The sequence below is a fragment of the Halorubellus sp. JP-L1 genome (genome assembly GCF_011440375.1).
Classification (GTDB): domain Archaea; phylum Halobacteriota; class Halobacteria; order Halobacteriales; family Natrialbaceae; genus Halorubellus.
This window is the reverse complement of sequence record NZ_JAAOIR010000001.1, coordinates 327,720-353,703: the sequence shown is the minus strand read 5'-3', so window position 1 is coordinate 353,703 and position 25,984 is coordinate 327,720. Positions and strand designations below refer to the sequence as shown.

Annotated in this window: 24 protein-coding genes and 1 pseudogene; 17 read left to right on the top strand and 8 right to left on the bottom strand. The window is 67.9% G+C overall.

Annotated features, from left to right (window positions below; translation table 11 throughout):
• Nucleotides 1-8: 8 nt before the first annotated feature.
• From G9C85_RS01755 to G9C85_RS01725, 7 genes are all read left to right on the top strand, one after another.
• Entirely contained in the window at nucleotides 9-1,013 is a 1,005-nt protein-coding gene (locus G9C85_RS01755; RefSeq protein WP_166036444.1) for an AI-2E family transporter, read from the top strand.
• Between the two features lie 252 nt (nucleotides 1,014-1,265).
• Complete coding sequence (gene hisC / locus G9C85_RS01750; RefSeq protein ID WP_166036443.1) at nucleotides 1,266-2,384, top strand: histidinol-phosphate transaminase; 1,119 nt, start codon at nucleotides 1,266-1,268, stop codon at nucleotides 2,382-2,384.
• Nucleotides 2,381-2,965 (top strand): adenylate kinase family protein, encoded by a 585-nt coding sequence (locus G9C85_RS01745; RefSeq protein ID WP_166036442.1) that lies wholly within the window; start codon nucleotides 2,381-2,383, stop codon nucleotides 2,963-2,965. The genes hisC and G9C85_RS01745 overlap by 4 nt, the downstream gene beginning before the upstream one ends.
• Before the next feature lie 40 nt (nucleotides 2,966-3,005).
• Nucleotides 3,006-3,626, top strand: a complete 621-nt coding sequence (locus tag G9C85_RS01740; RefSeq protein WP_166036441.1) for a CDP-alcohol phosphatidyltransferase family protein — start codon at nucleotides 3,006-3,008, stop codon at nucleotides 3,624-3,626.
• Between the two features lie 48 nt (nucleotides 3,627-3,674).
• On the top strand, nucleotides 3,675-4,208 hold the full coding sequence (locus tag G9C85_RS01735) for a multiprotein bridging factor aMBF1 (protein ID WP_166036440.1): 534 nt from the start codon (nucleotides 3,675-3,677) through the stop codon (nucleotides 4,206-4,208).
• A 95-nt stretch (nucleotides 4,209-4,303) separates the two neighbouring features.
• Nucleotides 4,304-5,269, top strand: coding sequence for a permease (locus G9C85_RS01730; protein ID WP_166036439.1), 966 nt, complete (start codon nucleotides 4,304-4,306; stop codon nucleotides 5,267-5,269).
• Nucleotides 5,270-5,370: 101 nt separating this feature from the next.
• Entirely contained in the window at nucleotides 5,371-6,396 is a 1,026-nt protein-coding gene (locus G9C85_RS01725) for a hypothetical protein (RefSeq protein ID WP_166036438.1), read from the top strand.
• Between the two features lie 161 nt (nucleotides 6,397-6,557).
• On the opposite strand, the gene G9C85_RS01720 is transcribed toward G9C85_RS01725, so the two are convergent.
• Nucleotides 6,558-7,208 (bottom strand): zf-TFIIB domain-containing protein, encoded by a 651-nt coding sequence (locus G9C85_RS01720; RefSeq protein WP_166036122.1) that lies wholly within the window; start codon nucleotides 7,206-7,208, stop codon nucleotides 6,558-6,560.
• A gap of 149 nt (nucleotides 7,209-7,357) precedes the next feature.
• On the opposite strand from G9C85_RS01720, the gene G9C85_RS01715 reads away from it, so the two are divergent.
• Together G9C85_RS01715 and G9C85_RS01710 are read left to right on the top strand one after the other, a co-directional pair.
• Nucleotides 7,358-7,762, top strand: a complete 405-nt coding sequence (locus G9C85_RS01715; protein WP_166036437.1) for a hypothetical protein — start codon at nucleotides 7,358-7,360, stop codon at nucleotides 7,760-7,762.
• A 7-nt stretch (nucleotides 7,763-7,769) separates the two neighbouring features.
• On the top strand, nucleotides 7,770-8,393 hold the full coding sequence (locus G9C85_RS01710; protein WP_166036436.1) for an METTL5 family protein: 624 nt from the start codon (nucleotides 7,770-7,772) through the stop codon (nucleotides 8,391-8,393).
• Between the two features lie 968 nt (nucleotides 8,394-9,361).
• Here the strand turns inward: G9C85_RS01710 and G9C85_RS18745 are convergent.
• Both G9C85_RS18745 and G9C85_RS01705 read right to left on the bottom strand, forming a co-directional pair.
• Nucleotides 9,362-9,970 (bottom strand): annotated as a pseudogene (locus G9C85_RS18745) (rhomboid family intramembrane serine protease); the annotation flags it as partial.
• Between the two features lie 230 nt (nucleotides 9,971-10,200).
• Nucleotides 10,201-11,034, bottom strand: coding sequence for an MBL fold metallo-hydrolase (locus G9C85_RS01705; RefSeq protein ID WP_166036435.1), 834 nt, complete (start codon nucleotides 11,032-11,034; stop codon nucleotides 10,201-10,203).
• A gap of 218 nt (nucleotides 11,035-11,252) precedes the next feature.
• Here G9C85_RS01705 and G9C85_RS01700 point away from each other — a divergent pair, with 218 nt between their 5' ends.
• Together G9C85_RS01700 and G9C85_RS01695 are read left to right on the top strand one after the other, a co-directional pair.
• Nucleotides 11,253-13,103, top strand: coding sequence for an AAA family ATPase (locus tag G9C85_RS01700; RefSeq protein WP_166036434.1), 1,851 nt, complete (start codon nucleotides 11,253-11,255; stop codon nucleotides 13,101-13,103).
• A 93-nt stretch (nucleotides 13,104-13,196) separates the two neighbouring features.
• Entirely contained in the window at nucleotides 13,197-14,102 is a 906-nt protein-coding gene (locus tag G9C85_RS01695; RefSeq protein ID WP_166036433.1) for a hypothetical protein, read from the top strand.
• A 95-nt stretch (nucleotides 14,103-14,197) separates the two neighbouring features.
• Here the strand turns inward: G9C85_RS01695 and G9C85_RS01690 are convergent, their stop codons facing one another.
• Nucleotides 14,198-15,481, bottom strand: coding sequence for an AI-2E family transporter (locus tag G9C85_RS01690; protein ID WP_166036432.1), 1,284 nt, complete (start codon nucleotides 15,479-15,481; stop codon nucleotides 14,198-14,200).
• Nucleotides 15,482-16,568: 1,087 nt separating this feature from the next.
• Between G9C85_RS01690 and G9C85_RS01685 the strand changes: the two genes are divergently transcribed.
• Together G9C85_RS01685 and G9C85_RS01680 are read left to right on the top strand one after the other, a co-directional pair.
• The gene (locus tag G9C85_RS01685; protein ID WP_166036431.1) at nucleotides 16,569-17,027 is read left to right on the top strand and encodes a DUF5805 domain-containing protein; all 459 of its coding nucleotides are present in this window, start codon (nucleotides 16,569-16,571) and stop codon (nucleotides 17,025-17,027) included.
• On the top strand, nucleotides 17,024-18,100 hold the full coding sequence (locus tag G9C85_RS01680) for a tyrosine-type recombinase/integrase (RefSeq protein ID WP_166036430.1): 1,077 nt from the start codon (nucleotides 17,024-17,026) through the stop codon (nucleotides 18,098-18,100). Before G9C85_RS01685 ends, G9C85_RS01680 begins: the two co-directional genes overlap by 4 nt.
• Before the next feature lie 37 nt (nucleotides 18,101-18,137).
• Here the strand turns inward: G9C85_RS01680 and G9C85_RS01675 are convergent, their stop codons facing one another.
• The 4 genes from G9C85_RS01675 to btuC form a co-directional block, all read right to left on the bottom strand.
• Nucleotides 18,138-19,133, bottom strand: a complete 996-nt coding sequence (locus G9C85_RS01675) for a hypothetical protein (protein ID WP_166036429.1) — start codon at nucleotides 19,131-19,133, stop codon at nucleotides 18,138-18,140.
• A gap of 42 nt (nucleotides 19,134-19,175) precedes the next feature.
• Nucleotides 19,176-20,237 (bottom strand): hypothetical protein, encoded by a 1,062-nt coding sequence (locus tag G9C85_RS01670; RefSeq protein WP_205254294.1) that lies wholly within the window; start codon nucleotides 20,235-20,237, stop codon nucleotides 19,176-19,178.
• A gap of 59 nt (nucleotides 20,238-20,296) precedes the next feature.
• Nucleotides 20,297-21,586, bottom strand: a complete 1,290-nt coding sequence (locus G9C85_RS01665) for a heme ABC transporter ATP-binding protein (protein ID WP_166036427.1) — start codon at nucleotides 21,584-21,586, stop codon at nucleotides 20,297-20,299.
• An 87-nt stretch (nucleotides 21,587-21,673) separates the two neighbouring features.
• Nucleotides 21,674-22,768 (bottom strand): vitamin B12 ABC transporter permease BtuC, encoded by a 1,095-nt coding sequence (gene btuC / locus G9C85_RS01660; protein WP_166036426.1) that lies wholly within the window; start codon nucleotides 22,766-22,768, stop codon nucleotides 21,674-21,676.
• A gap of 60 nt (nucleotides 22,769-22,828) precedes the next feature.
• On the opposite strand from btuC, the gene G9C85_RS01655 reads away from it, so the two are divergent.
• The 4 genes from G9C85_RS01655 (at nucleotide 22,829) to G9C85_RS01640 (ending at nucleotide 25,936) form a co-directional block, all read left to right on the top strand.
• Complete coding sequence (locus tag G9C85_RS01655; protein ID WP_166036425.1) at nucleotides 22,829-24,049, top strand: PGF-CTERM-anchored ABC transporter substrate-binding protein; 1,221 nt, start codon at nucleotides 22,829-22,831, stop codon at nucleotides 24,047-24,049.
• A gap of 75 nt (nucleotides 24,050-24,124) precedes the next feature.
• Nucleotides 24,125-24,406, top strand: a complete 282-nt coding sequence (srp19, locus tag G9C85_RS01650; RefSeq protein ID WP_166036424.1) for a signal recognition particle subunit SRP19 — start codon at nucleotides 24,125-24,127, stop codon at nucleotides 24,404-24,406.
• Between the two features lie 145 nt (nucleotides 24,407-24,551).
• Nucleotides 24,552-24,776, top strand: coding sequence for an H/ACA ribonucleoprotein complex subunit GAR1 (locus G9C85_RS01645; protein WP_166036423.1), 225 nt, complete (start codon nucleotides 24,552-24,554; stop codon nucleotides 24,774-24,776).
• A gap of 101 nt (nucleotides 24,777-24,877) precedes the next feature.
• Nucleotides 24,878-25,936 carry a presenilin family intramembrane aspartyl protease PSH gene (locus tag G9C85_RS01640; protein WP_166036422.1) on the top strand — a complete coding sequence of 353 codons (1,059 nt, stop codon included), beginning with the start codon at nucleotides 24,878-24,880 and terminating at the stop codon, nucleotides 25,934-25,936.
• The last annotated feature ends 48 nt before the right edge of the window (nucleotides 25,937-25,984 follow it).

Genomic DNA, 25,984 nt, shown 5'->3' with positions numbered 1-25,984 from the left:
CGACTTGCATGGACGCTCGGACGGCGTTTGCCTGGGTGCTCGTCGCTGTACTGGCCGTGACCACCTGGTTGATCATCCAGCCGTTCCTCGGCTGGCTCCTCTTCACCGGGCTCCTCGCGTTCGTCCTCCTCCCAGTCCATCGCCGGCTCGCCGACCGGGTCGGGGAACGACCGTCGGCCGGGCTCCTGACCGTGCTCGTCGTCGTCCTCGTCGCGATTCCCTTCGGTGTCGCCCTGAACGCGCTCGTGGGGAGCAGTCTCGACCTCACCGCGCTCGTCGCCGAGTTCCGCAGCCCCGACGACCTGGAGCGCACGCTCGAACGATCCGTCGGCGTCTCGATCCCGCTCGGGTCGTGGCTGAGCGCGGCGAGCGACAGCCTGGCGGGATTCCTCAGGAATCGCGCGTCCGGCATCGTCCAGACTGGCTTCCATACCGTCGTCGGCATCCTCCTCCTCCTGCTCGTGCTCTACTACCTCCTCGTGGACGGCGAATCGCTCGTCGACTGGCTCCAGCAGACGAGTCCACTCGACGCCGAGGTGAACGACGTCCTGTTCGACTCCGTCCACGACACGACGTGGGCCGTCCTCAAGGGCCACGTGCTCGTCGCGTTCGTCCAAGGGTTCGTCGCCGGCATCAGCCTCTTCGTCACCGGCGTCCCCAGGGCCGGCCTCCTCACGGTCGCGATGATGGTGCTCGCCATCGTCCCCATCATCGGCGTCGCGCCCGTCCTCGCCGGTGCGATCCTCTACCTCTTCGCCGACGGCCAGGTGCTCGCTGCGGGGTTCGTCTTCGTGTGGGGGTTCACGGCGGTCGCGGTCACCGACGACTACCTCCGCGCGTACGTCATCGAGGAGGAGTCGGGGCTGCACACCGCCACCGTCCTCGTCGGCGTCACCGGCGGCACGTACCTGTTCGGCGCGATCGGGCTCTTCGTCGGTCCGATCTTCATGGGGCTGTTCAAGACGACCGTCGAGGTACTCGGCGAGCACTACGACGTCCGCGACGACAGGTGACGGGACGGGGAGACTGCGAGTCCGAGTGCGGACGCGACGACGCCACCAACGAGGTCGTATCGGCCACCTTGCGAGGACGTCAGGGACGGAACCGGTCTTGCACCCACCGACGCCAATTTCGTATAGCGACTTACCATTTATCCGGCAGTTCTCGGGCACTATAGTGGTCGGATTCCCAACCGTTATTGTCCGGTTCGACGCCCGATGGTCGGTTTGGCAACGCTCAAGGGCCGCCGGAACCCCGTTCCGAGCATGCAACCACGGGACCTCTCCGCCCACGTCCCCTACGAGGCCGGACGCGGGATCGAGGAGGTCGCACGGGACCTCGGCATGGAACCCGGCGACCTCGTCAAGCTCGCGTCCAACGAGAACCCATTCGGGCCGCCCGACGACGCCGTCTCGGCGATCAAGCGCGCCGCCGAGCACGCGGCGTCGTACCCGAAGGCAGCGCACACCGACCTCACCGACGCGATCGCCGACCGCCACGGCGTCGAGCCCGCGCAGATCTGGCTCGCCAACGGCGGCGACGGCGCGCTCGACTACCTCGCACGCGCTGCGCTCGACCCAGGCGACGACGTCCTGGTACCGGACCCCGGCTTCGCGTACTACGGGATGAGCGCGCGCTTCCACCACGGCGACGTGGAGTCCTACGAGCTCTCTCGGCCCGAGTTCGCGCAGGACGCCGACGTCGTCTGCGACCAGTACGACGGCGAGCGCGTCGTCTACCTCACCAGTCCGCACAACCCGACGGGGGGCGTGTTCGAACTCGGTGACGTCGTCGAGATCGCCGACCGGACCGACGAGGAGACGCTCGTCGTCGTCGACGAGGCGTACGTCGAGTACGCCGACACCCAGAGCGGCGTCTCGCTCCTCGGCGGCGACGGCGCAACCGAGCACGCGTTCGCCGAACGCGACGACGTCGCGGTCCTGCGGACGTTCTCGAAGGCGTTCGGGCTGGCCGGCGTCCGCCTCGGGTACGCCGTCGTCCCGCGAGGATGGGCGGACGCGTACGCGAGAGTAAATACACCCTTTGCGGCGAGCGAACTCGCGTGTCGCGCCGGCCTCGCCGCACTCGACGCCGACGAGCACGTCGAACAGAGCGTCGAGACCGCTCGATGGTCTCGACAGTATATGCGTGACGCACTCGACGCGCCGGTCTGGGAGAGCCAGGGGAACTTCGTCCTCGTCGACGTCGCCGACGCCCGCGGCCCGGAGAGCGCCAGCGCCGTCGCGAGCGAACTCCAGGAACGCGGCGTCATCGTCCGGGACTGCACGAGCTTCGGCCTTCCCGGCTGCATTCGCGTCACCTGCGGGACCGAGAGCGAGACCGAGCGCGCAGTCGACGCGATCAACGAGGTGCTCGCGGAGTGACCGGCAGCGACGACCCGACCCGCGTTGGCGTGACTGGGACGCCCGGCACCGGGAAGTCGACCGCGACCGACCGGTTCCGCGAACGCGTCGACGCTGGCGAGTACGCCGGCATCGACAGCGGAAGCGTCGACGTCGTGCACCTGAACGACGTCGTGCAGGACGCGGAGCTCTACGACGACGTCGACGAGGAACGGGACAGCGTCGTCGTCGACCTGGACGCGCTCGCCGCGTGGGTGGACGACCACGTCGGCGCGACCGACGCGAGCGTCGTCGTCCTCGACTCGCACCTCGCACATCACCTCGCGCTCGACCGCGTCGTCGTCCTCCGGTGTCATCCCGAGACGCTGGCGGAGCGACTCGCCGACCGCGGCGAACCCGACGCGAAGGCCGTGGAGAACGCCGAGAGCGAAGCGCTCGACGTCGTCCTCGGCGAGAGCGTCGACGCCCACGGTACCGACTCCGTGTACGAGATCGAGACGACCGACCGGACGCCAGAGGCCGTCGCGGACGCCATCGCCGCCGTCGTCGGCGGCGACCGCGAACCCAGCGCCGGCACCGTCGACTACATCGAATACCTATGATCCGACCGCGACCAGCCTCGAACGCGGTGAGTCCGCGCCGATGACCCTCGACCAGCTCCGCCCCAAGATAACGCGCCTCCTCGACCCGTGGGTCCGCGCCGCGCAAGCGCTCGGACTGAGTCCCGACGGCGTCAGCGTCGTCGCGTTCGCGCTCGCGCTCGCCGCCGGCGGCCTCTACTGGTACGCCGGGCCCGCAGTCGCGGACGCCTCGCTCGCGTACGCCGTCGGCGCGGTCTGCGTCGCCATGAACGGCTGGCTGGACGTCGTCGACGGCGCGCTCGCCCGCGAACAGGACGTCGCGAGCGACGGCGGCGACCTCCTGGATCACGTCCTCGACCGGTACGCCGACGTCGCGATCATCGCCGGCCTCGCTGCCGGCATCGACCGGTACGACCTCGGACTCGCCGCCGTCACCGGCGTCCTCCTCACGTCCTACCTCGGGACGCAAGCTCAGGCCGTCGGTCTCGACCGCGTCTATGCAGGCGTCCTCGGCCGTGCAGACCGTCTCGCGCTCGCCGGCGTCGTCGGTCTCGCCGTCGCCGTCTACCCAACGCAACTGTACGGGCTGACGCTCGTCGGCTGGCTGCTCGTCGTCTTCGCGGTCGTCGGACACGTCACCGCAGTCCAGCGGTTCTGGGGCGCCTGGTCGCGGCTGGAATAGACCGCCGGGGGGCGCATGTTTTATACGCGGCCGCGAGTAAGGTCGGGTATGGTTCAGTGCGAGATGTGTGGTGCCGATACGTCGGACCCGAAGACGGTGAAGGTCGAAGGCGCCGAACTGGACGTCTGTTCGGAGTGCGCCGACTTCGGAACGGAAGTGAAGACTCAGCAGAAATCGAGCACGTCCACGAAGTACTCCACGGGGTCCTCGTCGTCGAGCTCTTCCTCGTCGAGCGGTCGCTCCTCCGGGTCGTCGGGCTCCTCGAGTGGGAGTCAACGCCGCCGGGACATGTTCGACGACATGGGCGAACTCGCCCAGGACTACGACGAACGGATTCGTCAGGCTCGCGAGAAGAAGGGCCTGAGTCAGGCCGATCTCGCGAACGAACTCAACGAGAAGGCGAGTCTCATCCGGAAGATCGAGCGCGGCGACACGCTCCCGAGCGATAGCGTCCAGTCGAAACTCGAGAGCGGACTCGGCATCGACCTCGACGCCGGCGGGTCCTCTGCGGAGGACGAGGACTGGGACGGCGGGTCGTCGACGACGACGACGCTCGGTGACGTCGTCAAGCGGAAGGATTAGAGAGTCGCCGACGGCGGGACGTCTGACGCCGTCTTTTTTCAAGTTCCGAACTGTTAACCAAACAATCATGGCAGTGGGGGGTGTACCAATAGGCAATGCCTACCGAGGACATCGAGGAGGACGAGTCCGCGGGCGACGTCCCGGACAACGTCCTCTACGACCTCTACGAGCGATACGTCGGCGAACCCGAGGAGGACACGGACGTCTACCTCGGGTTCGGCCTGTTCTTCACGGGCGTCGGGATGGGCGTCCTGGCGCTGGTGCTCACCGTCGTTAGCTTCGGCGTACTGGAGCACGGAACGGACGCGTACTGGCTGTGGTCGGAGTACGCGTTCGCGACCGGGATGCTCGCGTTGCCGGCGCTCATCACGGGCGTCGTCGTCCTCCTGCCCGTTGAGGACCGCGCGGTGTACGCCGCCGGAACGGGTGCCTTCATCAACCTGATTGCCGTCGGCTGGTTCTGGACGGCGTACCCGGGATCGTGGAACGAGGGCGGGACGGGGACGACGCTCGCCGTCGTCGGCCTGTACGCGATCGGGCTGTTGCTCGTCGTCGGGTCGACTGGCGCGGCGCTCATCGCGGACCAGCTGGAGCGCCACCAGCAACCGGGGCCTGCCGACATCCAGCCGATGGAGGAGGACGAGGACGAAGACGACACCATTTCGGACGCGGAGATCGAGGCCGACATCGAGGACGCGATGTCGGACGTCGAGCTGTCCTGGGGTGGCGTCGAGCGCTCGGAGAACCGGAACCTGAGCTTCAGTTCGGACGCGGACATGGAGGGGACGACGCTCTCCGGTGGGATGGCGAAGACGACGCGGTCCTCGGGCGTCGATTCACAGATCGATTCGCTGAAGGCGATGAAGGGCGGCGAGAAGAAGACGGCGCGCTCCGAGTCGACGGTCGACGACCAGACGTCGAAGCTGAAGGAACTCCGCGAGCGTCGGAAGCGCGAACAGGCGGAGAAGGACGCCGCAGCTGGCGGCAGTGGCACCGGGGGTGTCGCGGCGAAGAACGAGGGCGTGTGGACCCGCGTGAAGCGAGCGTTAGGACTGGCCTAGTCGCCCGCTGGGGCTTCTGGTAGGCCATAATTAATACTAACACTCTACCTGTTGAAATAAATTCACATAGTTTTATTATCCGATGGGGTACATGGGCAAATATGGCTAAAGGCCTAGACGTCGGCACGATGAACATCCTGTCCGCACAACAGGATGGTAGCGACACGGTTTTCGTCCAGCAACGAAACTCCTTCGTGGAGATCGAGTACTCCGACATGGCCGAGCAGATGCTCAGCCGGTCGGAAGTCCTCCACATCCGAAAGGACGACAAGGTGTACGTCGTCGGTGACGACGCACTGAACTTTGCAAATATCTTCAACAAGAACACGCGGCGCCCGATGAAGCACGGGATCCTCTCCAGTCAGGAGAAGTCCGCGATCCCGATGATGAAGCTCATCATCGAGCAGGTCGTCGGCGAACCCAGTTATCCCGACGAGAAGCTCTACTTCTCCGTGCCCGCGGACCCGATCGACTCGGAGCTCTCGACACTCTACCACCAGAAGACGATCGAGAGCTTCCTCGACAACATGGGGTACGACGCCGAACCCATCAACGAGGGGATGGCCGTCATCTACAGCGAGCTCGCGGACAACAACTTCACGGGGCTGGGCATCAGCTTCGGCGCGGGCATGACGAACGTCTGTCTCGCGTACTACGCGGTCCCGGTCATGAAGTTCTCCGTCGCTCGCGGTGGCGACTGGGTGGACGAGCAGGCCGCGCAGGCGACCGGAACGCCCGTGGACAAGGTCACGAGCGTCAAGGAGAGCGACTTCGAACTGGACTTCACGACGGACGTCGGTGGCGTCGAGGGCGCACTCTCGATCTACTACGAGAACTTGCTCGATTACGTCATCCAGAACGTCGTCAAGGAGGTCGACGAGGAGGACATCGAGGAGGGCCTCGACGTACCGGTCGTCGTCACGGGCGGGACGTCCAGCCCGAACGGGTTCGAGGCGCTGTTCCGCGACCACCTCGAGGACGCGAACATCCCGTTCTCGATCAGTGGCGTCCACCACGCGAGCGAGCCCCTGTACTCGGTCGCACGCGGTGGCCTCGTCGCCGCGCGCTCCGACGAGGACGTCGACGAGGACGAGCAGGAAGCCGAAGCGGCTGCGGCGGACGAGTAAGCCTCCACGACGCCGCGTCGACTGAGACGACGGGTCGGTCGTGACGTGCCGGTCGCTGCGACGTCGCGGTCTCTTTCCGCATTTTCGACAGCGCGTAGCGACGCGACGACGATGAGTCCTGAGTACGTGGAGAAACCCGGTCGGTGGGACGATGCGGTCGATCAGGCGGCTTCGGGTTGGGCGTCTTCCTCGATGCCGTCGTTCGAGTCGTCCGCATCGACCTCGCGCTCGCCGTCCTGGTCGTCCTGTCCGTCGGCCCCATGCGAGGCTTCCTCGCCGCCGGTATCGGTCGCTCCGTCGGAGTCGTCCTCGTTGACCATATCGGCCGATTCGTCGGGGTCGTCCCTGCCGCCGGTATCGGTCGCTCCGTCGGCTGTCGCGTCGCTCGGATCATCGTCGGTCGACGCGACGTCGTCTTCGTCCGCTTCGGGACGTTCCTCGACGCCGTCGTGTTCGACGGGGTCGTCTTCGTCGTCGGGTTCATCGGTGTCGGCGGCGTCGGCTTCTGTGTCGGCGTCGGCGTCGGCGGGGACCCGGTCGACGATCGGTTCGGGTTCGCCTTCGGGTTCGTCTGCGGGGACGGGGACGGAGTCGCGGACGCGTTCGAGGTTGCGCACGGCGTCGTCGTTGCCGTTGGCGGCGAACTTGGCTTCGAAGCGCGTGATGGCGTCGTGCCAGGATTCGAGTTTCGCCGGTTTGCTCCGGTGCTCCACGTCGACCCCCACCCACCCACAGGAGTCACAGCCGTACGCTTCCCCGTCTGCGAGGGCGTAGTGGCTCAGGGGAGAGCCACAGCGTGGGCAATCGTTCATACAAGAACGTTCAATGCCGCAATAATAAGTGTGTTCCATTCTCTCACGGGTCGGTAATCCGTAACTGAATCGACCGAGACACCTGCTCAAGAATTACTACTGAGCATAAACAAAGTCTTTTGTATACCCAGTATGTATGCAGTGGTAGAATGAGTGCGAGTCCCACGCCCAACGTCGAACGGACCATCGAACGCTGTCGCCCCGAAGACGTCACTCCAGTCCGCATCGAAGCGGACACGCTCGAATCGACCGCGCCAGAGTACCTCCGAGACCTGAAGCGCGAACTCGCCACCGAGGGGTACGCCCCGTCCGCGCTCGACATCCGGGCGTGCTTCGACGACGACTGCTCGCTTGCCACGCAGGACGAAGCCGACCGCATCCGCGGCCACGTCCGCGCCGCCGCGTTCCTCGGCGCGAGCAGCGTCACCGTCACGTGCGACAGCGTCCCGGACGCCGAGAAGGTCCGGCCCGCGCTCGCCGCCTGTGCCGAACGTGCACGCCGCGAGGGCCTCGCGTTCGAACTCGACGCACCCATCACGCTCGACGACGAGTAGTCGAGCGATGGGAACACGTCGCGCGCTCGCACGCCGGCTCGGCGTCGTCCAGGACTTCCAGGACCCGACCGCGTCTCTGGAACAGTACGCAACGTCCGCCGAAGTCGCCGCCTCGCTCGTCCACGTCGCCGACGAACGCGGCGACTTCGCGGACGCGAACGTCCTCGACCTCGGCGCCGGCACCGGAATGCTCGCACTCGCCGCCGCACTCCGCGGCCCACGTCGCGTCATTGGCGTCGACGTCGACCCCGCACCGCTCCGAACCGCTCGCGAGAATGCCAGTCGAGTCGGTGCGACCGCCGAGGTCGAGTGGGTCGTCGGCGACGCCACCGACCTCCCACTCGACGTCTCCGACGTCGTCGTCCTCTCGAATCCGCCATTCGGCGCACAGGACGGGAACGAGCACGCCGACCGCGCGTTCCTCGACCAGATCGCGGCCGTCGCGAGCGTCTCCTACACCGTCCACAACGCCGGGAGTCGCGAGTTCGTCGAGTCCTACGTCGCCGACGCCGGCGGCGAGGTGACCGACGCCTTCGCCGTGGAACTGGACGTCGACAACCAGTTCGAGTTCCACGACGCGGACCGCGCGGTCGTAGACGCGGAGGCGTACCGGATCGACTGGTCGACGTAGACCAGGTCGGCGGGACCGGGACCGATCGCAGACGCGCGATTCCGACCGTACTGCTCTTTCGTGAACACCTTCACGCGCGTGTGGTTCACGACGGCGTACACGTGCCGGCCCGCTCGGTCGAACGTGATGCCGGCGACGGTCACGTTCCCGTCCGCCGACGGCATGCCGGCGCGCGCGAGCGTCGAGTTGTTCCGCGAGACGACGACGTCGAACCCGCCCGCGGCCGGTGCGACGCTGACGTTCTTCCCGTCCAGTATCGGTTCGGCGGTCGCCGGGTCGGCCGTGAACGCGAGTCGAGGCCGATCCTCGGGGTGCTGGAGCCACACCTTGTACGTGGTTCCCCCGCCCTGCGTGGACCAGCCGCGGCGGATCGCCCGCACTGAGTCGCGCCACGTCACGCCCCCGACGCCGACCTGTCGCTGCCCGCGGAACGCGAGTTGTTGCTTCGAGACGACGGGATACCAGACGCCCCTGGCTTCGCTGACGACGATGACGCCCGACGCGGTGACGTTCTCCGTCGGCAGGTCGACGAACGGGACTTCGACGGCGGAGACGAGCGAGTACTCGGTGTCCTCGGCGTACGTGACGGTGTAGTCCCGGACGTCGACGGGGTTCTCGCCGGGGACCGAGTCGGTCTGTGCGGTGTTGAGCTTCGTCGGGAGCGCCATGCCGGCGACGATGCCGAACACGACGACGAGCGCGACGAGCGAGAGCGTCCGCCACGTCGAGCCGGTGCCCTCGAGCGCGCGTAGCGGGTTCGCGGTGCCGTTGCCGCGGCTGGCGACGGCGGCGGCGACGAGCGTCGCGAGCAGGAACACGGCGACGACGCCGGGTGCGCGGAACAGCACGAACCGGTCGCTGGACTCGATGAAGTAGATCGCCCAGAGGGACTTCGAGATCCCGAAGAAGAGCACGCCGGCGTACAACCTGAGCGCGGACGGCCCTTCCTTCCGGCGACTGAACACTGCGGCGGCGGCGACGACGCCGAGGAGGAGGCCGAGCGCGTGCCCCTGGATGGCGATGCCCGCCCACCACGGCGCGGACGGCCCGGACGGGGAGACCGAGGCCGTTACGATGGGATCCTGGAGCGCGCGGTATATCGTGCTGAGGAGTCCCTGGCCGCCGAGGGCGAGGACGATCGTGGTCATCGGATACCGGACGAGTGCGAACCCGGCGAACGCGAACACGACGCCGGAGAACCCGATGACGGGCCCGAGCCCGAACGCCGCCAGGAGGACGCCCCCGACGAGTACGGCGGCGGGGAAGACGACGAGCGCGCGCACGAACGGGTTCGAGGTGGCGCTCGCGAACGACTGGGACCCGCGCTTCGTCGGGAAGTGCCCGTACGCGTACTCGGCGAGGCCGCCGAACAGGACGGTCCCGATGAGGTTCCCGACGAGGTGGCCGGGCCCGACGTGCGTGAACGACGCGAACGCGACGCCCGTCGGGTAGAACCACGACCACGACCGGAACGGGATCGTGACGGGGTCGTGCCACTGCGCGATCCCGTCCTGAACAACGAGGTACGACAGCAGGACGAGGCCGGTGACGACGAGCGTCCCCCACGGGACGCCCATCACGAACCGCGACCGGAGCGTCTCGCCCCACGCACCAGCGGGACGGTCGATGCGTGCCACGACCACGATCGATGCGAGAACCACGAGGAGAACCGCGAGCGCGAACGCCACCGAGAGAACCGAGGCCATGTCCCGACAGGAAGGCGGGGAACGACAAAAGTACTCCCCGACTCGCGGGCGACGCCGACCGACTGACCGGCGGGCTTCGCTTCCGAACGCGAGCGGGCGGGCTACAGGTCGACGCGGTCGCCGATCTCCGCGATTTCGAGCGAGCGCGGGTACGCGAAGGAGTTCGCGTGCCTGTGGAGCACCGTCGGGTCACCCGTGAGGCCCTTCCACATGTCCCAGTGACTCGGGAGGAGGCGGTCGATCTGGAGGTCGTTCGCGGCTTCGATCACCTGGTTCTCGTCGTTGTACCAGCGCGTGCGCTTCGGTTCGCGCGTCTCCTTGTCCGGGATCTGGCCGACGGTGCCGAACGCGAGCACGCCCAGGTCGACGTCGTACGCGTCGCCGACGCGCTCGAACTCGTCGCTGGGCTTGGTGTCGCCGCCGTGGAAGAACGTCCCGGCGTCGTGCTCGATCACGTAACTCACTGGCTGGGTGGCGTCCGGGTCGTGCGCGACCTCGACGTGGACGGTGAACTCGCCGACGTCGAAGGTGTCGCCGACGTCGACTTCCGAGAACTGGTCGTCGTCCACGTCGTAGTTGGCGGGCCAGTCCTCGTCCTCGCGGGCGACCGCGAGGCTGTCCGCGGGCGCGTACATGCTCGCGCCGGTGTTCGCGAGGATGGGTGCCTGCGAGGGCCCGTGGACGTGGTCGGTGTGCTCGTGGGTCGCCAGCACCGCGTCGGCGACCTCGACGTCCGCGGGGTCGAAGGGAACGGGAATCATGCGGATCGTCCGCGGCGGGTCGCCCAGGCCGACGTACGGGTCGACGAACAGCGTCGTTCCCTCGGCGCCCTTCAGGACGAAGCCGTTACAGCCGAGGTACCAGACCGCGACGCCGTCGGGGTCGGCGTCGGCGATCGCGCGCGGCAGCCAGTCGCTCCAGTCGCTCGCTGTCATACTCGAAGCCTCCGCGTGGCCGCGTCAAGAGCGTTGGGTCTCGACCCCGAGACCCGTCGACCGCCAGCCCGACCGCCTGACCGACCGGCTGCCGGCGGTCCCCATGCAACGCGTAGTCGATGCATACTCCAGCGAAAGCACGGGTGGGACGACACGCGTCAACACGCCACCCTCGACCCCCGTTTCCTTTATGGTGGTGCTGTGGATACGGTTGGGGTATGAGTAGTCAGGTCGACCCGGACGACACGGTGGCGGTGTCCGCGGATGGCATCGCCGTCGAGAAGTCGTTCGCGGCAGACGAGTTCCCCGTACCCGCGATTCGATTCTCCATCACGTCGAACCGCGACGAAGCCGTGACCGTCCGCGTCCACGAGGACATCCCGTCGGACTTCCCGATGGACGGCGTGGGCTTCCACCCGGATTACGACAGCGACAGCTGGACGGCGTTCCAGGACCACCACGTCGAGTACGAGCGCACGATCGAACCCGGCGAGGAGGTCGTCACCGTCTACGGCATCCGCATCGAGTCCCAGGGCGACGTCCCCCAGTTCCTCACCGAACCGACGGTGACGGAGGTCGACGCCGACGCCGAGGACGCCGCCGACGACGGCGAGGCGGCCGAGGAGAACGCGATCGACGACATCGTCGGCGACGACTCGAACCAGGTCGTCAAGGACATGATCGCGGGAGAGAGCGACTCCGTCCCCGGCCTCGAGGACGACGCCGACGAGGAAGCAGCCGACAGCGACGACGAGCAGGCCTCCGCGATCGACCTGGACCTGGGGAGTGCCGAGGAGCAACTGGACGCCGGCGACGATTCGGCGGCCGACGCCGACGAAACCGCGGGCGACGACGAGCCCGAGATCGAACTGGACATCGACGACTCCGACGAATCCGAGTCGGACGACGACCTCGACCTCGGCGACTCCGAGACCGACGAAGATCTGGACCTCGGCGACTCCGAACCCGACGAAGATCTGGACCTCGGCGACTCCGAACCCGACGAAGATCTGGACCTCGGCGACTCCGAGGCGGACGAGGAAATGGACGATGAAGCCGAACGTGCCGCCGCCGAGGGCGAAGAGGACGCCGACGACGGCCTCGACTCCGACGTCGAAGAAACCGTCGAGGCGGACGAGCCGGCCGAGTTGGCCGCCGAACCCGGGGCGGATTCCGTCTCCGAGACCGACGCCGAACCCGAGACCGGTGACGAGGAACCGGTGGACGCGGCCGCGGCGCTCGCCGCCCAAGTACGCGAGGACGACCTCGACGAGGACGACCTCGCCGTCATCCGGGACGCGGTCACGCCCGATACCGACGAGAGCGCCGCGAGCGAGGAGCCCGAGGCGGCCGACGCGACCCCGGAGTCCGTCGCGAGCGCGCTCGCGGACGAACTCGAAGCGGGCGACGTCGACGAGGAGACCCGCACGCGACTCCGGGAGGCCCTCGACGTCGACGTCGACGGCCCCGACGTCGCAAAGGTCGAACACCTCCAGTCCCGCGTCGAGGAGATCGCCGCGTACACGACCGCGCTGGAGGAGTTCCTCGACGACGAGGGCACCGCCCAGCAGCTCTTGGAGGAGTACAGCGACGAGGTGAGCGCGCTCCGCGACGACGTCCAGTCCATCCAGGGCGCCGTCGGCGAGCACGACGAAGCCATCGAATCCATCGAGACGGACGTCGACGAACTCGGCGACGAGAGCGCGGAAGCCCACGACCGGCTGAACGCCCTCGACGCGGACGTGAACGCCCTCGAAGACGACCTCGAAGCGACCGCCAGCGAGTTCGAGACGACGGCCGACCAACTCGAAGCGACCGCCGACGACCTCGAAGCGACCACCGACGACCTGTCCGCCGACGTCGACGCCGTCGAGACCCAGGTCTCGGACCTCGAGACGACCGTCGACGACCACGTCGACCAGTTCACCGACCGCGTCGCCGACGTCGAAGGCGACGTCACCGAACTCGACGACGACGTCGACGAACTCCGCGACGACGTCGAGGCGCTCGACGAGGACGTCTCCGAGATCCAGGAGTGGCGCGACCAGCTCGGCGAGATGTTCTCCTAGCGGTCGCCGTCGACCGGTCTCCCCGTACTCGACTCGCGGCGGTTCGCGCGGGAAACGCAATCTGTTTACAGTCGAGCCGATACCTCACGAGTGATGACAGCGACCGTCTCCGTCGCGGTCCCGCGCAAGGGACGGCCACTCGAGGCCGTCCTGGAGCGGCTCGCGGCCCGGACCGGCGACACCGACCTCGCCGACGACGTGATCTCGACGCTCCGCTACGAGAAAGCGATCACGAAGGGCGCCAAGCGCGAGCATCGCGACGTGTATCAGCGCCTGCGGGCGTACAGCGACATCGAGTCGGCGACGGCGCCCGAGTACACGCTCCTCCGGGACGACCGCGAGGGATTCCCGCGTCGCGTCGTGTTCGACAGCGTGACGTTCGCGACCGACGACCTCCGGATTCGACTGGTCGGTCGCGAGGAGCCGTTCCGGTCGCTGCGCACGCACTCGTTCGCGCTCGGGTTCGACAGCGCCGACCTCGTCCTCGAGGAGGTCGTCGGCCTGACCGCCGACCCACTCGAGGATCTCTCCGGCGTGAACGAACGCATCGACCCGCACGACACGGACGTCCGCGTCGTCACTGGCCTCGGCGACACCGTCTACCACACGCTGATGGGGACGCCCGACGCCATCGACGCCGGCGGCGGGTCGCCGCTCGACCGCGAGTTCCTCGCGGACTACGCGGGCGACCTCTGCATCTCGCCGCGCTACGAGCGCCTCGTCGAGGCCGTGCTCGGGACGGACGTCGTCGAGGACCTGACGTTCACGTACGCCGCCGAAGACCGGGAGGAGGAGGCCGCCATCGCGGCGTCCGGCCTCGGCGTCTACCTCACGATGAGCGGGTCGACTGCGCGCGACCACGGCCTCGAACTCGGCGAGCGCCTGTTCCCGAGCGAGACCGTCCTGATGGCGAACACGGCCGAGACCGACGACGCCGCCGAGCGCGCCATCGACCTGTTCGAGACGTCCGACCTCGACTCCGAACTCGTCGTCCAGTAGCCGCCTGCGCTATCGACTCCTCGACCCTGACCGAGCCCGTCTCAGTACCTCTACCTCGAGCTACTGCCTCGAAGGATTCCGACGCGCACGCACGGTCACCCGTCGCTGGCGTGCTCGTCGCCATCTCTGGGGGAGTCGTCACCCGTGTCGCCGGGTTCGGGCCGTGTCTCGTCGGTCGCGTCCGCGGTGGCGTCGGGCGTCTCGTCGGCGTCGTACGGTGCCTCCGCGCCGGACGCCGCGTCCGGCGTTTCGGTTCTCGCACCTTCGGGGTCAGTGCCGAGCGTCATCGCGTCCGTCGGCTGCGGGGAGAACGGCAGTCCGTTGAGGAGGTCGCCGAGGATGACGTTCGCGAACTGGACGACGACGACGAGGAAGAACGGGCCGAGGAACAGGCCGTACCAGCCGAACAACGCCGTGCCCAGGATGTACGCGAACAGGACTGCGCCCTTGTGGAGGCTCTGTCCGGAGATGTACGGTCGGACGATCGACTGCGGGACGATGTCGAGGACGAGGAACGACGCGACGAGGAACCCGAGGGGGTATACGAGGAGGGCGCCGTCGGCTCTCGCTGCCTGCCAGCCGAGGAACGCGGCCGCCGGGACGTACACGAGCTTCCCGACGACGAGCGGCACGAACGTGGCGAGGCCGGTGAGGAGCCCGAGGAGCGTCGGGAACGGGAGGGCGACGGCCGACGGCGCGATCAGGTTGTAGCCGTTGTACATGAGGATGGCGGCGATCGCGACGGAGATGACTGTGAGGACGTTCCCGAAGTAGACGACCTCGAGGTCGGCGTCGATGCCGGAGACGAAGGAGTACGCGGCGGTGTCGCGGCCGCCGACTTCGGTCGTGAACCACTCCCGAACGCGGTCCCCGTCCCGGTAGAGGAAGAACGCGAACGTCAACGCGAGCGTGAAGTGGAGGAGGACGTTCGAGAGTATCGCGAGCGGGCCGAGCACCGCGTTGAGGCCTTCCTGGACCTGTGACAGTTGGTCGACGCGCTGGAGGGTGCTCGGGATGCTCTGGAGGGCGTCGGCGACGGACTGTTGGTTGCCGGGGATCCGGTCCAGGAGGAGGGAAACGGCGTCCGGGCCGAGCGTGGCGGCGATCTCGGTGTACGCGACGTAGCCGGCGTAGGCGATGATCGAAAGCGTCGGGATGACGATGAACAGGAGCGTCACCGTCGCGGCGAGGTCGCGCGAGTCGAGTGCGTCCGTGAGGTGCTGGAAGATCGGGAGCGCTCCGTAGTAGACGAAGAGGCCGAAGACGAACGTCCCGACGAACGAGTAGAGAAACAGGACGACGATGGCTGCGACGAAGGCGCCGACGAGCCACCATCCGAGTCGGCGTCGGTCGAGCGGGAACGGCGGCTGGGTCGCCATATAGAATCGTCCCAGAATTCGCAGATAAAGATGCTGCAGGCGATACTCGTCTCGATGGGGTTCGACGGGCACACCCGCCCCCAGGACGTGCTGGAAGATATAGCAGTATGGGATTTACGAGGGGCGTGTGGACCGTCCGGTCGCTGCAAGAATCCACGACAACCCGACCTCACCTTCAGATATACCAGTCGAGCGGACTCGACAGGGGCCGAACGAACCCGACAAGAGACGAGCGGACTCGACGGAACCACATCGCGAACGATCACAGATGTGTCGTCGCCGCCGCTGCCCCAGGCGGACGACCGATAGAACCGGGCCTGAAAGGCCCGGCAGCGCGTTTGAACGGGGTCGATGGGATGGTCGGGAGACTTCTTGCCAACGGCATCCCTGAACCGCCTCTGGCCCCCTCGTTCGGTGCAACGCATTCGCAGGTCGAGGACCTCGATTCTTGAAGTACCACGCCCGCCACTCTACGACCCAAGTCTCCCTGAAATCCCGAGGCCCCATATCCGGACGTGGGCCATGCAGAGTCGACACCGTAGTCGGTCGAGATATCTGATTCGTTATGAATCCAGTCCGCGAGCTGAGAGGGGAGAGTGCATCCCGTCCGTGCAGACCCGGCGCTGAATAGGGCCACGCAGACACGCCACGACCGATATTAATATCCGCTATAGCGGCACCACAACGCCAAGATAGCAGTGCTACAGCAAGAGATGTTGCACTCTGCCGGTGGTGTTTCTGGTGCCAACAGCGAGCATAAGGTCTTTTATCTCTTACTGTGGCATTAGATACTTGTGGGTGGGGTTCGAGGGGTCGAGCGTGACCGAACGTGGACGTCCTCGTGGGTGGGGGATCGAACTATCAGATACAGATAATAGTCCGGACCTGCCGTTTCGGTGGGGTCCAGTCGGCCTCGAGCAGGGTGCAGCGTGTCCGTTCGCGACCGACGGGTACGATGGCGTGTTCGACGGACGGTATGGGCTCCAATCGGCCCCCTGGAACCCCCGTTCGTGCAACCCCGTCTTCGAGGCCCGAACCCCAGGGGTTGCGGGCTCGAAACCGGGTTCGATCCCGCGGGGTGAGCGCGATGAGTGAACCCGACGTCGACCGGACGGTCGTGAAGACGTACGTCCCGCGCTACCAGAAAGACGAGTGGGTGGCACACGCCCAGGCCCTCGGGATGAGTCAGAGCGAGTACGTCCGGACGATGGTGCAGGCCGGACGGCGAGACTTCGCGGTCGACCCGTTCCCCGAACGCGACGGCGACCAGGGGACGGGCGAGGGGCGTTCGACTCCGGACGACGGCGACGGCAGCGACGCCGGTGACGGGAGCGAGTTCGAGGACCGCGTCTTCGAACTCCTCCGCGAAGAGACACGGTCGTGGGACGAGCTCCTTGAGGCAGTCACCGACGACGTCGAAACCCGGCTCGAGGACGCGCTCCAGGCGCTTCAGGCGGACAATCGAGTAGTGTACAGCGGCCGAAACGGCGGCTACCAGGCCGTCGCGAGCGACCGAACCGGCGGTTCCGGGGCGATCGAGGAATGAGCGAGACGAACGCGGACGCGGATCCGGACGCTGCGGCGGGCGAGCAGGACCTCATCGACCGATACCTCGAGGATCAGCGCTTCCACGGGAAGTCCGAACGGACGCGTGCGTCCTACGAGCGCGTCCTGCGGGAGTTCGAGGCGTTCCTCGCGAACCCCGAGCGCGGCCCAGGCGGCGAGGCCGCGACACCGTCGAGTGCGGATCGTCGCGAGTGCATGGCGTGGGTGCACGAGATGCGCAACGAACGCGCACCGAGTACGGTCGCGTCCTACGCGTCCTACGTCCATCGGTTCTACGCGTACATGAGTCAGGTCGGCGAGCTCGCGGAGAACCCGATGTCGCTCGTCGTCGAGGAGATGGACGAGGCGATCGACCCGGATCCGACGCGACGCGACCTCTCCCTGGCGGACGTCCGCGGGTTCGTGCAGGGCATCCGGCATCCGCTGGAACGAGCCGTCGTCGTGACGCTCCTGAAGACGGGGCTGCGCGTCGGCGAGTGCTGTAACCTAGACCTGCGCGACCTCCACCTGCCGGATTCGGACGCGAGAGCGGCGTTCGACGTCGAACCGCGCGTTCACCTCCAGGGTCGCGGGGCGTCGATCTTCGTTCCGGCGGAACCCGTTCGTGGGGCGGTCGTGAACGGCGAGGAGCGATACGAATCCAACAAGCGAAAGCGCGACACCGTGGTGCCCGTCGACGCGGAACTCGAGCGGGTACTGGCGGCCTGGCTCGCGATTCGACCGGACGCCAGGTCGCCCGCAGAGCCGCTGTTCGTCGACACGAGCCAGGACTGGGGCGCTCGACTGACCGCGTCCGGCGTCCGGTCGTTCGTCACCAGGCACGCCAGGGACGCAGGCTGGTACCGGACCGGTGGCGGGGCGAGCGAAAACGTCACTCCCCACTACTTCCGGCACTTCTTCACCACGCACCTCCGGGACCGCACCGGCGACCGCGGCGTCGTGAAGTACCTCCGCGGGGACGTCGCGAGCGACGTCATCGACACCTACACGCACGACTGGGGATCCCGAATCAGGGACGTCTACGAGTCGAATATTTATTCGATCTTAGAGTAATAGTGCGTCCGAAGCCAGTCTCGTAAACCATATTCCGCTATACGAAAACAGTCGGTCTCGGTCGAGGAGCAGTTCCGGGACGAGAGCGCTCGAAACCCGTGGAATGGGACGTACGGGCGTCGAATCCAGTAATCGAGGTTCGGCGAGAGTAGTCCGCATCGGTGGCGTCCGCATTTGTGACGTTCGCATCGGTTGCGTCCGCATCGGTGGCGTTCTCGGGCACCCACTCGGGGGGAGTGACGGTCGTCGCATCGACGGCGTGGAACTCGACGCGGACGTGGACCGTTACGTTCCGTCCGTCGACGTCTTGCGTATCGTATCGGTAGTCGTAGGTGAGGATGCGGCCGGACTCGGTGACGGTGAGTGCGTGCGCGACGTCCTCGTCGGTCGTGCCGGCGCGAACGCTCTCGTTCGCGTACATCCTGTACACGTCCCCGTCCACGGCCGCACGGGGGGCGTCGACCTGAACGACGTCGGTGACGTTGGTCTCGTAGAGGCCGTCGAGGATCTCGTCGATACCGGTCTCGTTCTGTGCCGCCGGGGGGACGACCTGGCCGACGGACGAACGGAGCCTGACCTCGTCCGTGTTCGGGCCGACGTACCGCTTCCAGACGTGCGTTCCGTTGGCGTACGTCCGAACGGTGGACTGTCGATCGTCGCTGTAGTTCGCGTGTGCGACGGTGCGGTACCGCGAGTGGTCGCTCGCAATCGTCGACGTGCGGGTGGACCGGACGACGATACCGCTCCGGTTCGTCATCTCAGTACTGATCGAGACGGTGTAGGAGCGCTCCGCGAGTGCGCGGCGGTGCGCAGACGCCAGGACGTCGGGGTCGGGGGCGTGGTCGCGGGCAGCGTCGAACGCGACGACGGATCCGTTCCGGACGGCTTCCCGGGCGGTGCACTCGGAGTCGTTCACGTCGAGCGCGGTCCGGGTCTGACGATTGTCGGAGAGCGCGCTACAGCCAGCGAGTGCGACGACGGCGCAGCCTGCGAGTGCAATTACTACGAGCGTCTTCGACGACGAAGTCCTCATACCACGGCATTCAGTCCACGATGCAAACTCTATTGGGATAAGTCAAACGCGCGCCGAACGTAACCCAGGGGGCGCTTCGATGCATCGCGCACGCCGCGTCGAGAGACCGGCTGGCGTCGTGAACGGTGCTGCAAGTGCGCTGGCGTCGGTCGCGTGGAACGCTGCACCGTCAACGGGTCCGGTCGTGGACGCGACGGGATCGGTGTCTTCGTCGACGTGTGCGTCGTTGGCGGGAGTTGCATTCCCGGGCACCCACTCGGGGCGAATGACGGTCGCCGTCCCGACGTCGCGGTACTCGATGCGCGTCGACGCGTGGATCCTGTTCCCGTCTTGCTCGTACGTGTACTCGTACGCGAACTCGATCACGCGTCCGGATTCGGTCACGAACAGCGTGAACGACGCGTTCGTGGTCTCGTTACCGTACGGGTTCGGCATCCTCGTCTCGTTACCCACGACCTCGAAAACGGGGGCGTCGACGCCGCTCGGCGTGGTATCGAGCTTCGTGACGTCGGTGACGTTCATCGCGAGCAGGCCCGACCGGAGCGCGAAGGGAGCGACCCGCATCACGACCTGGGACGGCGGGAGGCGGTCACCGGTCGGGCTCCGGAGGACTCGGGGTTCCTCGGCCCGTCGATCGTTTTCGAACTCGCGATCCCACGCGTGCGTCCCGTTCGCGTAGACCTGCTGGCGGACGCTGTCGTTCTGGAGCGCGGAGTAGCGATCCTGAACGAACGTCGACCGGTTCCGTCCGAACGTCGTCGTCCAGTTCTGGACCAGGCGACGGCTGCCGTTGACGTACGTCTCTCGGTGCGCGTACTGGACGGTGTAGGAACGGCCGAGGAGACTGTCCTCGTGAGCTTCTGCGAGCGCGAACGGCTCGGGCGCGGTGTCCTGGAGGGGGTCGAACGCGATTACCGGTGGTCCGTCGACCGGGCCGTCTGGCGTCGTCGGTTCGTCCGTCGACGTGTCGGTGACGTCGAACGCCTCGCGAGTGGTGCTCACGCCACCGAACGTGGCGCACCCCGAGAGGACGATGAGGGCGGCGACTGCGAGTGCGGGGAGCGTCCGGGACACGACCGTGAGTGCGTCCGCCAGATAAATCACGTTTCGGTGTATCGACTCGTCGCGACGATTCGACGGAGCGGGTCGGGACCGCGTCGCGGTCACTCGTCGCGTCGAGTTCGGTCGTAGCTACCGGTGCGCTCGGGGCCGTCAGCGACCGTGGAAAGCCGGTCGCGAATATCGTCGACGACGATGACCCGGTCGTCGGCGATGCCAGCACCGAGGTCCTCGATTGCCACGCGCTCGAGGTCCGTAGACGCGTCGTCGTCGCCGAGGCGCGATGCGTCGTCGTGGGGGAGGATCGCGTCGGGAGTGACGAGGAGTCGCGTGCCGTCGGGGAGTGCACGGAGGGCAGCGTCGGGGACGGTGCCAGCGGCGAGTGCGACGTCTGCGGCGGTCGCGTGTTCCACGACGGCGCGACGGCTCGCGTCGTCGACGCCCTCGAACGCCGGAACGGTGACGACGGGTGCGTCGACGCCGCTCGCGGCGGTCGCGACGGCGTCGCCTTCCGGGACGGGGCCGGCGGTGACGGTCGCTCCGGCGGCGGCGAGAGTCGTCACGACGCGTCCGGCGTCGGCGCCGGTCCCGGCGACGTGGACGTGGGCGTCGAGCGTCCAGCCGGGATCCGAGAGTGGCGTGACCGCAGGCGTCCCAGTGACGGGGTCGTCGACGACCGCTGCGTCGGCGTCGAACGCGTCCGCGACCGTCGTCCGCTCGAGCACGCGCTCGGGTGGGCCGGCGGCGAGGACGCCGCCGTCGGCCAGGAGTACGAGTCGGTCACAGTAGCGAGCGGCGAGGCTGAGGTCGTGGATGGCGGCGACCGCGGTCCGACCGTCGTCGACGAGGTCAGCGACGAGATCCAGCGTGCGGATCTGGTGGTTGACGTCGAGGCTCGCGGTCGGTTCGTCCAGCAAGAGCACGGGCGCCTCCTGGGCGAGCGCTCGCGCGAGGACGACGCGCTGGCGTTCCCCGCCACTGACCGCCTGGATGGAGTCGTCGGCGAACCGCGCGACGTCGGTGCGCGCCATCGCGCGATCGACGGCGTCGCGGTCCTCGACGCTGGCGCGCTCGAACCGGCCGCGGTGCGGGGTGCGACCCATGTCGACGACGTCGCGCACGGAGAAGTCGAACGCGAGCGTGGTGTCCTGTGGAACGATGGCGATGCGGCGACTGGATTCGCGCGCACCGAGTCCCACGACGGGATCGCCGTCGACCGTCACGACCCCGCTGTCGGGCGAGAGCACGCCGGAGAGACAGCGCAGGAGCGTGGTCTTCCCGGCGCCGTTCGGGCCGACGAGGCCGACGAACTCGCCGTCGTCGACCGCCATCGAGACGTCCGCGAGTACCTCGTGGTCGCCGAGCGAGACCGTGAGGTCTTCCACGCGGATCATACCGACTGCACCTCCAGGTCGGCGGTGCGGATCATACCGACTGCACCTCCAGGTCGGCGGTGCGCAACGGTGCTGTCGGGGCGCAGGTCATAGTTCGTGCACCTCCCTGCGACGGAGGAGGAAGAGGAAGAACGGGGCGCCGACGGCCGCGGTGACGACGCCGACGGGGAGGGCGGCGGCGGTCGAGCGCGCGAGGGTGTCGGTGGCGACGAGGAAGATCGCGCCGGCGAGTGCGCTCGTCGGCAGGAGGACGCGGTGGTCGGGCCCGACGACGAGGCGGACGACGTGCGGGACGACGAGGCCGACGAACCCGATGATGCCGGCGACGGCGACGGCGGCGGCGGTGACGACGCTCCCGAGCGCGAGCAGCACGCGCTTGGTGCGTTCGACCTCGATGCCGAGCGTCCGTGCGTCCTCCTCGCCGAGCAGGAGGACGTTCAGGTCCCGGGAGAACGGGAGGAGTGCGGCGAAGAGCACGAGCACGACGGGTGCGGCGACGGCGACGTCGCCCCAGGCGGCGTTGTTGAGGTCGCCCATGAGCCAGTAGATCGCGCGGCGGATGCTCTGGCCGGAGTAGATGAGGAGGAAGGAGACGACTGCGCCGAGGAACGTCTGGATGGCGACGCCCGCGAGCAGGAGGGTGGCGACGGGCGTCCGGCCGCGCTCGGTCGCGATCGCGTACACGAGGAAGGCGGCGACGATCGCGCCGACGAACGCGGCGGTCTGGATGCCGACGCCGGCGGGGAGGCCGAGTGGCGCGGTGACTGCGGTGACGGCCGCTGGTGCGGTGATGGCGGCGACGGCGCCGAGGGCGGCGCCGGAGGAGACGCCGACGATGCTCGGGTCCGCCATCGGGTTCCGGAAGAACCCCTGCATGACGGTGCCGGCGGCGGCGAGCGCGAACCCGACGATCGCTGCGAGGACGATGCGCGGGCCGCGGACGCCGACGACGATGAGTTGCTGGGTCCTGTCGACGTCGAACGCGAAGGGGTGAGCGAGGGCGACGTCAATTCCGCCCTGGAGCGTGACGCCGACGGGGACGGGCGTGGCGTTCAGGAGCGCCTTCGCGACGGTTCCGTAGGGGATGGTGACGGGCCCGACGGTGGCGGCGCCGGCGACCGTGGCGAGGAGGCCGGCGAAGAGGGCCGTCGAGTACGCGGTCGCGGTTGCGCCCACTCGCATGGATACCAACTCTACTTGCTTTAGCCAAATACTTGTTGCATAAGCGTGGACGTATCCACGATGACACGCACGCAAGCAGCCTGTTCCGTTCTCTTCGCGCTCGCGCTCGTCGCCACGCCCGTCGCCGGGGCGGTCGGCGCGTCGACCGGGAGTGCGACGGAATCGCTCGCCGACTCCGGCGCCACGCACGCGTCGGTCGGTGCGACCGCAGCCGAACCCTGCTCGTACCCGCTTTCGCTCCGCGACGCCAGCGGGTCGACCGTCGAAGTCTCGGAGGAACCCGAGCGCGTCGTCACGCTCGGGCCCGCGAGCGCCCAGACGATGTGGGAGCTAGACGCCCAGTCGAAGGTCGTCGGCGTCACGCAGTTCGCCGCGTACCTCGACGGCGCGACCGCGAAGGCGAACGTCTCCGGCGCCGGCCAGACGCGCATCTCCGTCGAGAAGGTCGTCGCGCAGGACCCGGACGTCGTGCTCGCCGAGAACGTCACCGACCCCGAGACGGTGTCCGCGCTCCGGAACGCCGGCGTCACCGTCTACTACTTCAACAACTCCGAGAGCGTCGACGACGTCTACGACAAGGTCGCGAGCACCGGCCGCCTCGTCGGCGAGTGCGACGCCGCCGTCGAGTCCGTCCGCTGGATGAAAGAGGAGATGGCGATCGTTCAGAACGCCACCGAGGGCGAGGAGCCCCGGAACTTCCTTTACTCGCTGTACGGGTACACCGCCGGCGAGAACACGTTCATCCACTCCGGCCTGACCGCCGCCGGCGGGAACAACCTCGCCGTCGGCGTCGTCGAGTTCCCGCCGAGCGGGTACGCGCCCATCAACCCCGAGACGGTCGCGAACCTCAGCGTCGACTGGATCGTCTACCCTGGCACCGAGGCTGCGATCCCGAAGAACGCCGCGTGGAACCAGACCACCGCCGTCCAGGAGGGGAACCTCGTCGCGGTCGACCGCAACCAGATCAGTCAGCCCGCGCCCCGCGTCGCCCTCGCGGTCCGGCACCTCGCGAAGACGTGGTACCCCGAGTCCTACGAGGAAGCGAACGAGAGCCTCCGCGGGACCGTCCAGGTGAACGCCGACATCTACGCGCACCTCGAGACGGAGCCCACCGCGACGACGTCCGACGACGGCGATAGCACGGACGACGACGCGCAGACGACCGGCGTCGCCGGAACGACGACGGTGACCGACGACGGCGCCACGCCCGGCTTCGGGCCGGTCGTCGCACTGCTGGCTGCCGCAGTCCTCGTCGTCGGCGCGCTCGCACGCCGCGACTGAATCACCGCCTTCCAGTCCCTTTCTCCGACCCGCGATTCCGGAAAGGTTGTAAGTCAGCCGACCGGACCGGCGGGTATGGTCGAGAACGTCCTCTATCCCGCGTACTTCGACGCGGAACTCTCCCGAGCCGACGGCCGGCGCGTCCCCGTGGACCTCGCGGTCGCCGACCCCGAGGTCGACGAGATCGCGAAGGCCGTCCAGCAGGTCGGGTACGACGTCATCGTGGAACGAGACCGGAACTACAGTCGCGAGAGCCACCGGGAGCGAGGCCGCGTCCTCGTGAAGAACCCCGACGCCGACGCGAAGAACGACATCGTCCAGGCAGCCGCGGCCTACGTGAACGCGCTCCGAGAATGACGCCCACTCTCGGGGTCGAGTCAGTACGGACGCCCGCTCTCGGGGTCGAGTCAGTACGGACGCCCGCTCTCGGGGTCGAGTCAGTACGGACGCCCGCTCTCGAAGAGCAGTCGGTACGGACGCTCGCTCTCGAGGTGGAGTCAGCATGAAGCGCGTCGGCGAGGTCGTCAGGGTCGCGCAGGGGCTCGCGATCGCTCGCGCGAGCGACGACGACCCGCCGCGCATCGGCGCGGGCGTCGTCGACGAGAACCTGGACGAGGTCGGGCGCGTCGTCGACGTGTTCGGCCCCGTCGGCCGGCCGTACGTCGCGGTGACGGCCGACGACGGGCGGCCCGCGCTCCTCCTCGGCGAGAAACTGTACGCGCGCTGAGTACGGCGCCGGCCGGTCGCCGAAACCGGGTCGACGCCCGTGACTCGATGGCGGCGACGCGAAGGGAAACGTACTCCCGGCCGCAGTTGATACTCGCGGGCATGGAAGCCCGTACGCGCGTCTACGCCGCCGTCGCGTTCACGATGGCGCTGTTCCTCGGCGTCCAGCTCGGTGCCCTGATGCTCGTCGAGCCGCTGGAAGCCGCGGACAAGGCGTTCACGCAGAACCCCGACAGCATCTCGAACTCGATCGTCTACGTCGCCGCGATACTCGTGATGACGGCGCTGATGCTCGCGGCGTTCAAGTACGACCTTGACTGGATCGTGCGCGGGTTCGTGGTACTCGCGAGCGCCGGCCTCGCCTGGCAGGTGTTCGACGTCCTCGTCCCGAGCCCGTTCGGGCTCGCTCTCGCGGCGCTCGTCGGCGTCGCCCTCGTCGCCTACCCGGAGTGGTACGTCATCGACACCGCGGGCGTTCTCATGGGCGGCGCCGCCGCCGGCCTGTTCGGCATCAGCTTCGGCCTGCTCCCGACGCTCGTCCTCCTCGTCGTCCTCGCCGTCTACGACGCGATATCGGTGTACGGCACCGAGCACATGCTCGACCTCGCCGACGGCGTGATGGACATGAAGGTCCCCGTCATCCTCGTCATCCCGACCACGCTCTCCTTCTCCTTCCTCGACATGGAGTCACCGGATAGCGTCGACACGAGCGACGACGACGCGGAGCCGGCGGCCGACGGCGGCGTTGCGGACGGCAGCGTTGCGGACGCCAACGCGACGGAAGACCGCGGCGAGACAGACGCCGAAACGACTGACGGCACCGACGCGCCCGAGGACGACGACGTCCTCCAGCGCGACGCGTTCTTCGTCGGGCTCGGCGACGCCGTGATGCCGACGATCCTCGTCGCGAGCGCCGCGCACTTCCACACCGCGGTCCCGAACGGACCGCTCCCCGACCTCGGATTGCCGCTGGTCACGGCGAACCTCCCCGCGCTCGGCGCGCTCGTCGGCACCCAGGTCGGGCTCGTCGTCCTCCTCTGGATGGTCCTCAAGGGGCGCGCGCACGCCGGCCTCCCGCTCCTGAACGGCGGCGCCATCGCCGGCTACCTCGTCTGCGCGCTCGCGAGCGGGCTCTCGCTCTCAGCCGCGCTCGGCCTCTGAGGCGAGAACCGTCTCGAACGCGAGACCGAACCGGCGACCTCGGGGGTC

Excerpts from the sequence above, each read along its gene's own strand:
- G9C85_RS01675 (WP_166036429.1), bottom strand. The coding sequence starts at position 19,133 with ATGAGGACTTCGTCGTCGAAGACGCTCGTAGTAATTGCACTCGCAGGC.
- G9C85_RS01680 (WP_166036430.1), top strand. The coding sequence starts at position 17,024 with ATGAGCGAGACGAACGCGGACGCGGATCCGGACGCTGCGGCGGGCGAG.
- G9C85_RS01735 (WP_166036440.1), top strand. The coding sequence starts at position 3,675 with ATGGTTCAGTGCGAGATGTGTGGTGCCGATACGTCGGACCCGAAGACG.
- G9C85_RS01655 (WP_166036425.1), top strand. The coding sequence starts at position 22,829 with ATGACACGCACGCAAGCAGCCTGTTCCGTTCTCTTCGCGCTCGCGCTC.
- G9C85_RS01665 (WP_166036427.1), bottom strand. The coding sequence starts at position 21,586 with ATGATCCGCGTGGAAGACCTCACGGTCTCGCTCGGCGACCACGAGGTA.
- srp19 (WP_166036424.1), top strand. The coding sequence starts at position 24,125 with ATGGTCGAGAACGTCCTCTATCCCGCGTACTTCGACGCGGAACTCTCC.
- G9C85_RS01645 (WP_166036423.1), top strand. The coding sequence starts at position 24,552 with ATGAAGCGCGTCGGCGAGGTCGTCAGGGTCGCGCAGGGGCTCGCGATC.
- G9C85_RS01730 (WP_166036439.1), top strand. The coding sequence starts at position 4,304 with ATGCCTACCGAGGACATCGAGGAGGACGAGTCCGCGGGCGACGTCCCG.
- G9C85_RS01700 (WP_166036434.1), top strand. The coding sequence starts at position 11,253 with ATGAGTAGTCAGGTCGACCCGGACGACACGGTGGCGGTGTCCGCGGAT.
- G9C85_RS01720 (WP_166036122.1), bottom strand. The coding sequence starts at position 7,208 with ATGAACGATTGCCCACGCTGTGGCTCTCCCCTGAGCCACTACGCCCTC.
- btuC (WP_166036426.1), bottom strand. The coding sequence starts at position 22,768 with ATGCGAGTGGGCGCAACCGCGACCGCGTACTCGACGGCCCTCTTCGCC.
- G9C85_RS01690 (WP_166036432.1), bottom strand. The coding sequence starts at position 15,481 with ATGGCGACCCAGCCGCCGTTCCCGCTCGACCGACGCCGACTCGGATGG.
- G9C85_RS01710 (WP_166036436.1), top strand. The coding sequence starts at position 7,770 with ATGGGAACACGTCGCGCGCTCGCACGCCGGCTCGGCGTCGTCCAGGAC.
- G9C85_RS01755 (WP_166036444.1), top strand. The coding sequence starts at position 9 with ATGGACGCTCGGACGGCGTTTGCCTGGGTGCTCGTCGCTGTACTGGCC.
- G9C85_RS01695 (WP_166036433.1), top strand. The coding sequence starts at position 13,197 with ATGACAGCGACCGTCTCCGTCGCGGTCCCGCGCAAGGGACGGCCACTC.
- G9C85_RS01740 (WP_166036441.1), top strand. The coding sequence starts at position 3,006 with ATGACCCTCGACCAGCTCCGCCCCAAGATAACGCGCCTCCTCGACCCG.
- G9C85_RS01640 (WP_166036422.1), top strand. The coding sequence starts at position 24,878 with ATGGAAGCCCGTACGCGCGTCTACGCCGCCGTCGCGTTCACGATGGCG.
- G9C85_RS01685 (WP_166036431.1), top strand. The coding sequence starts at position 16,569 with ATGAGTGAACCCGACGTCGACCGGACGGTCGTGAAGACGTACGTCCCG.
- G9C85_RS01715 (WP_166036437.1), top strand. The coding sequence starts at position 7,358 with ATGAGTGCGAGTCCCACGCCCAACGTCGAACGGACCATCGAACGCTGT.
- G9C85_RS01725 (WP_166036438.1), top strand. The coding sequence starts at position 5,371 with ATGGCTAAAGGCCTAGACGTCGGCACGATGAACATCCTGTCCGCACAA.
- hisC (WP_166036443.1), top strand. The coding sequence starts at position 1,266 with ATGCAACCACGGGACCTCTCCGCCCACGTCCCCTACGAGGCCGGACGC.
- G9C85_RS01705 (WP_166036435.1), bottom strand. The coding sequence starts at position 11,034 with ATGACAGCGAGCGACTGGAGCGACTGGCTGCCGCGCGCGATCGCCGAC.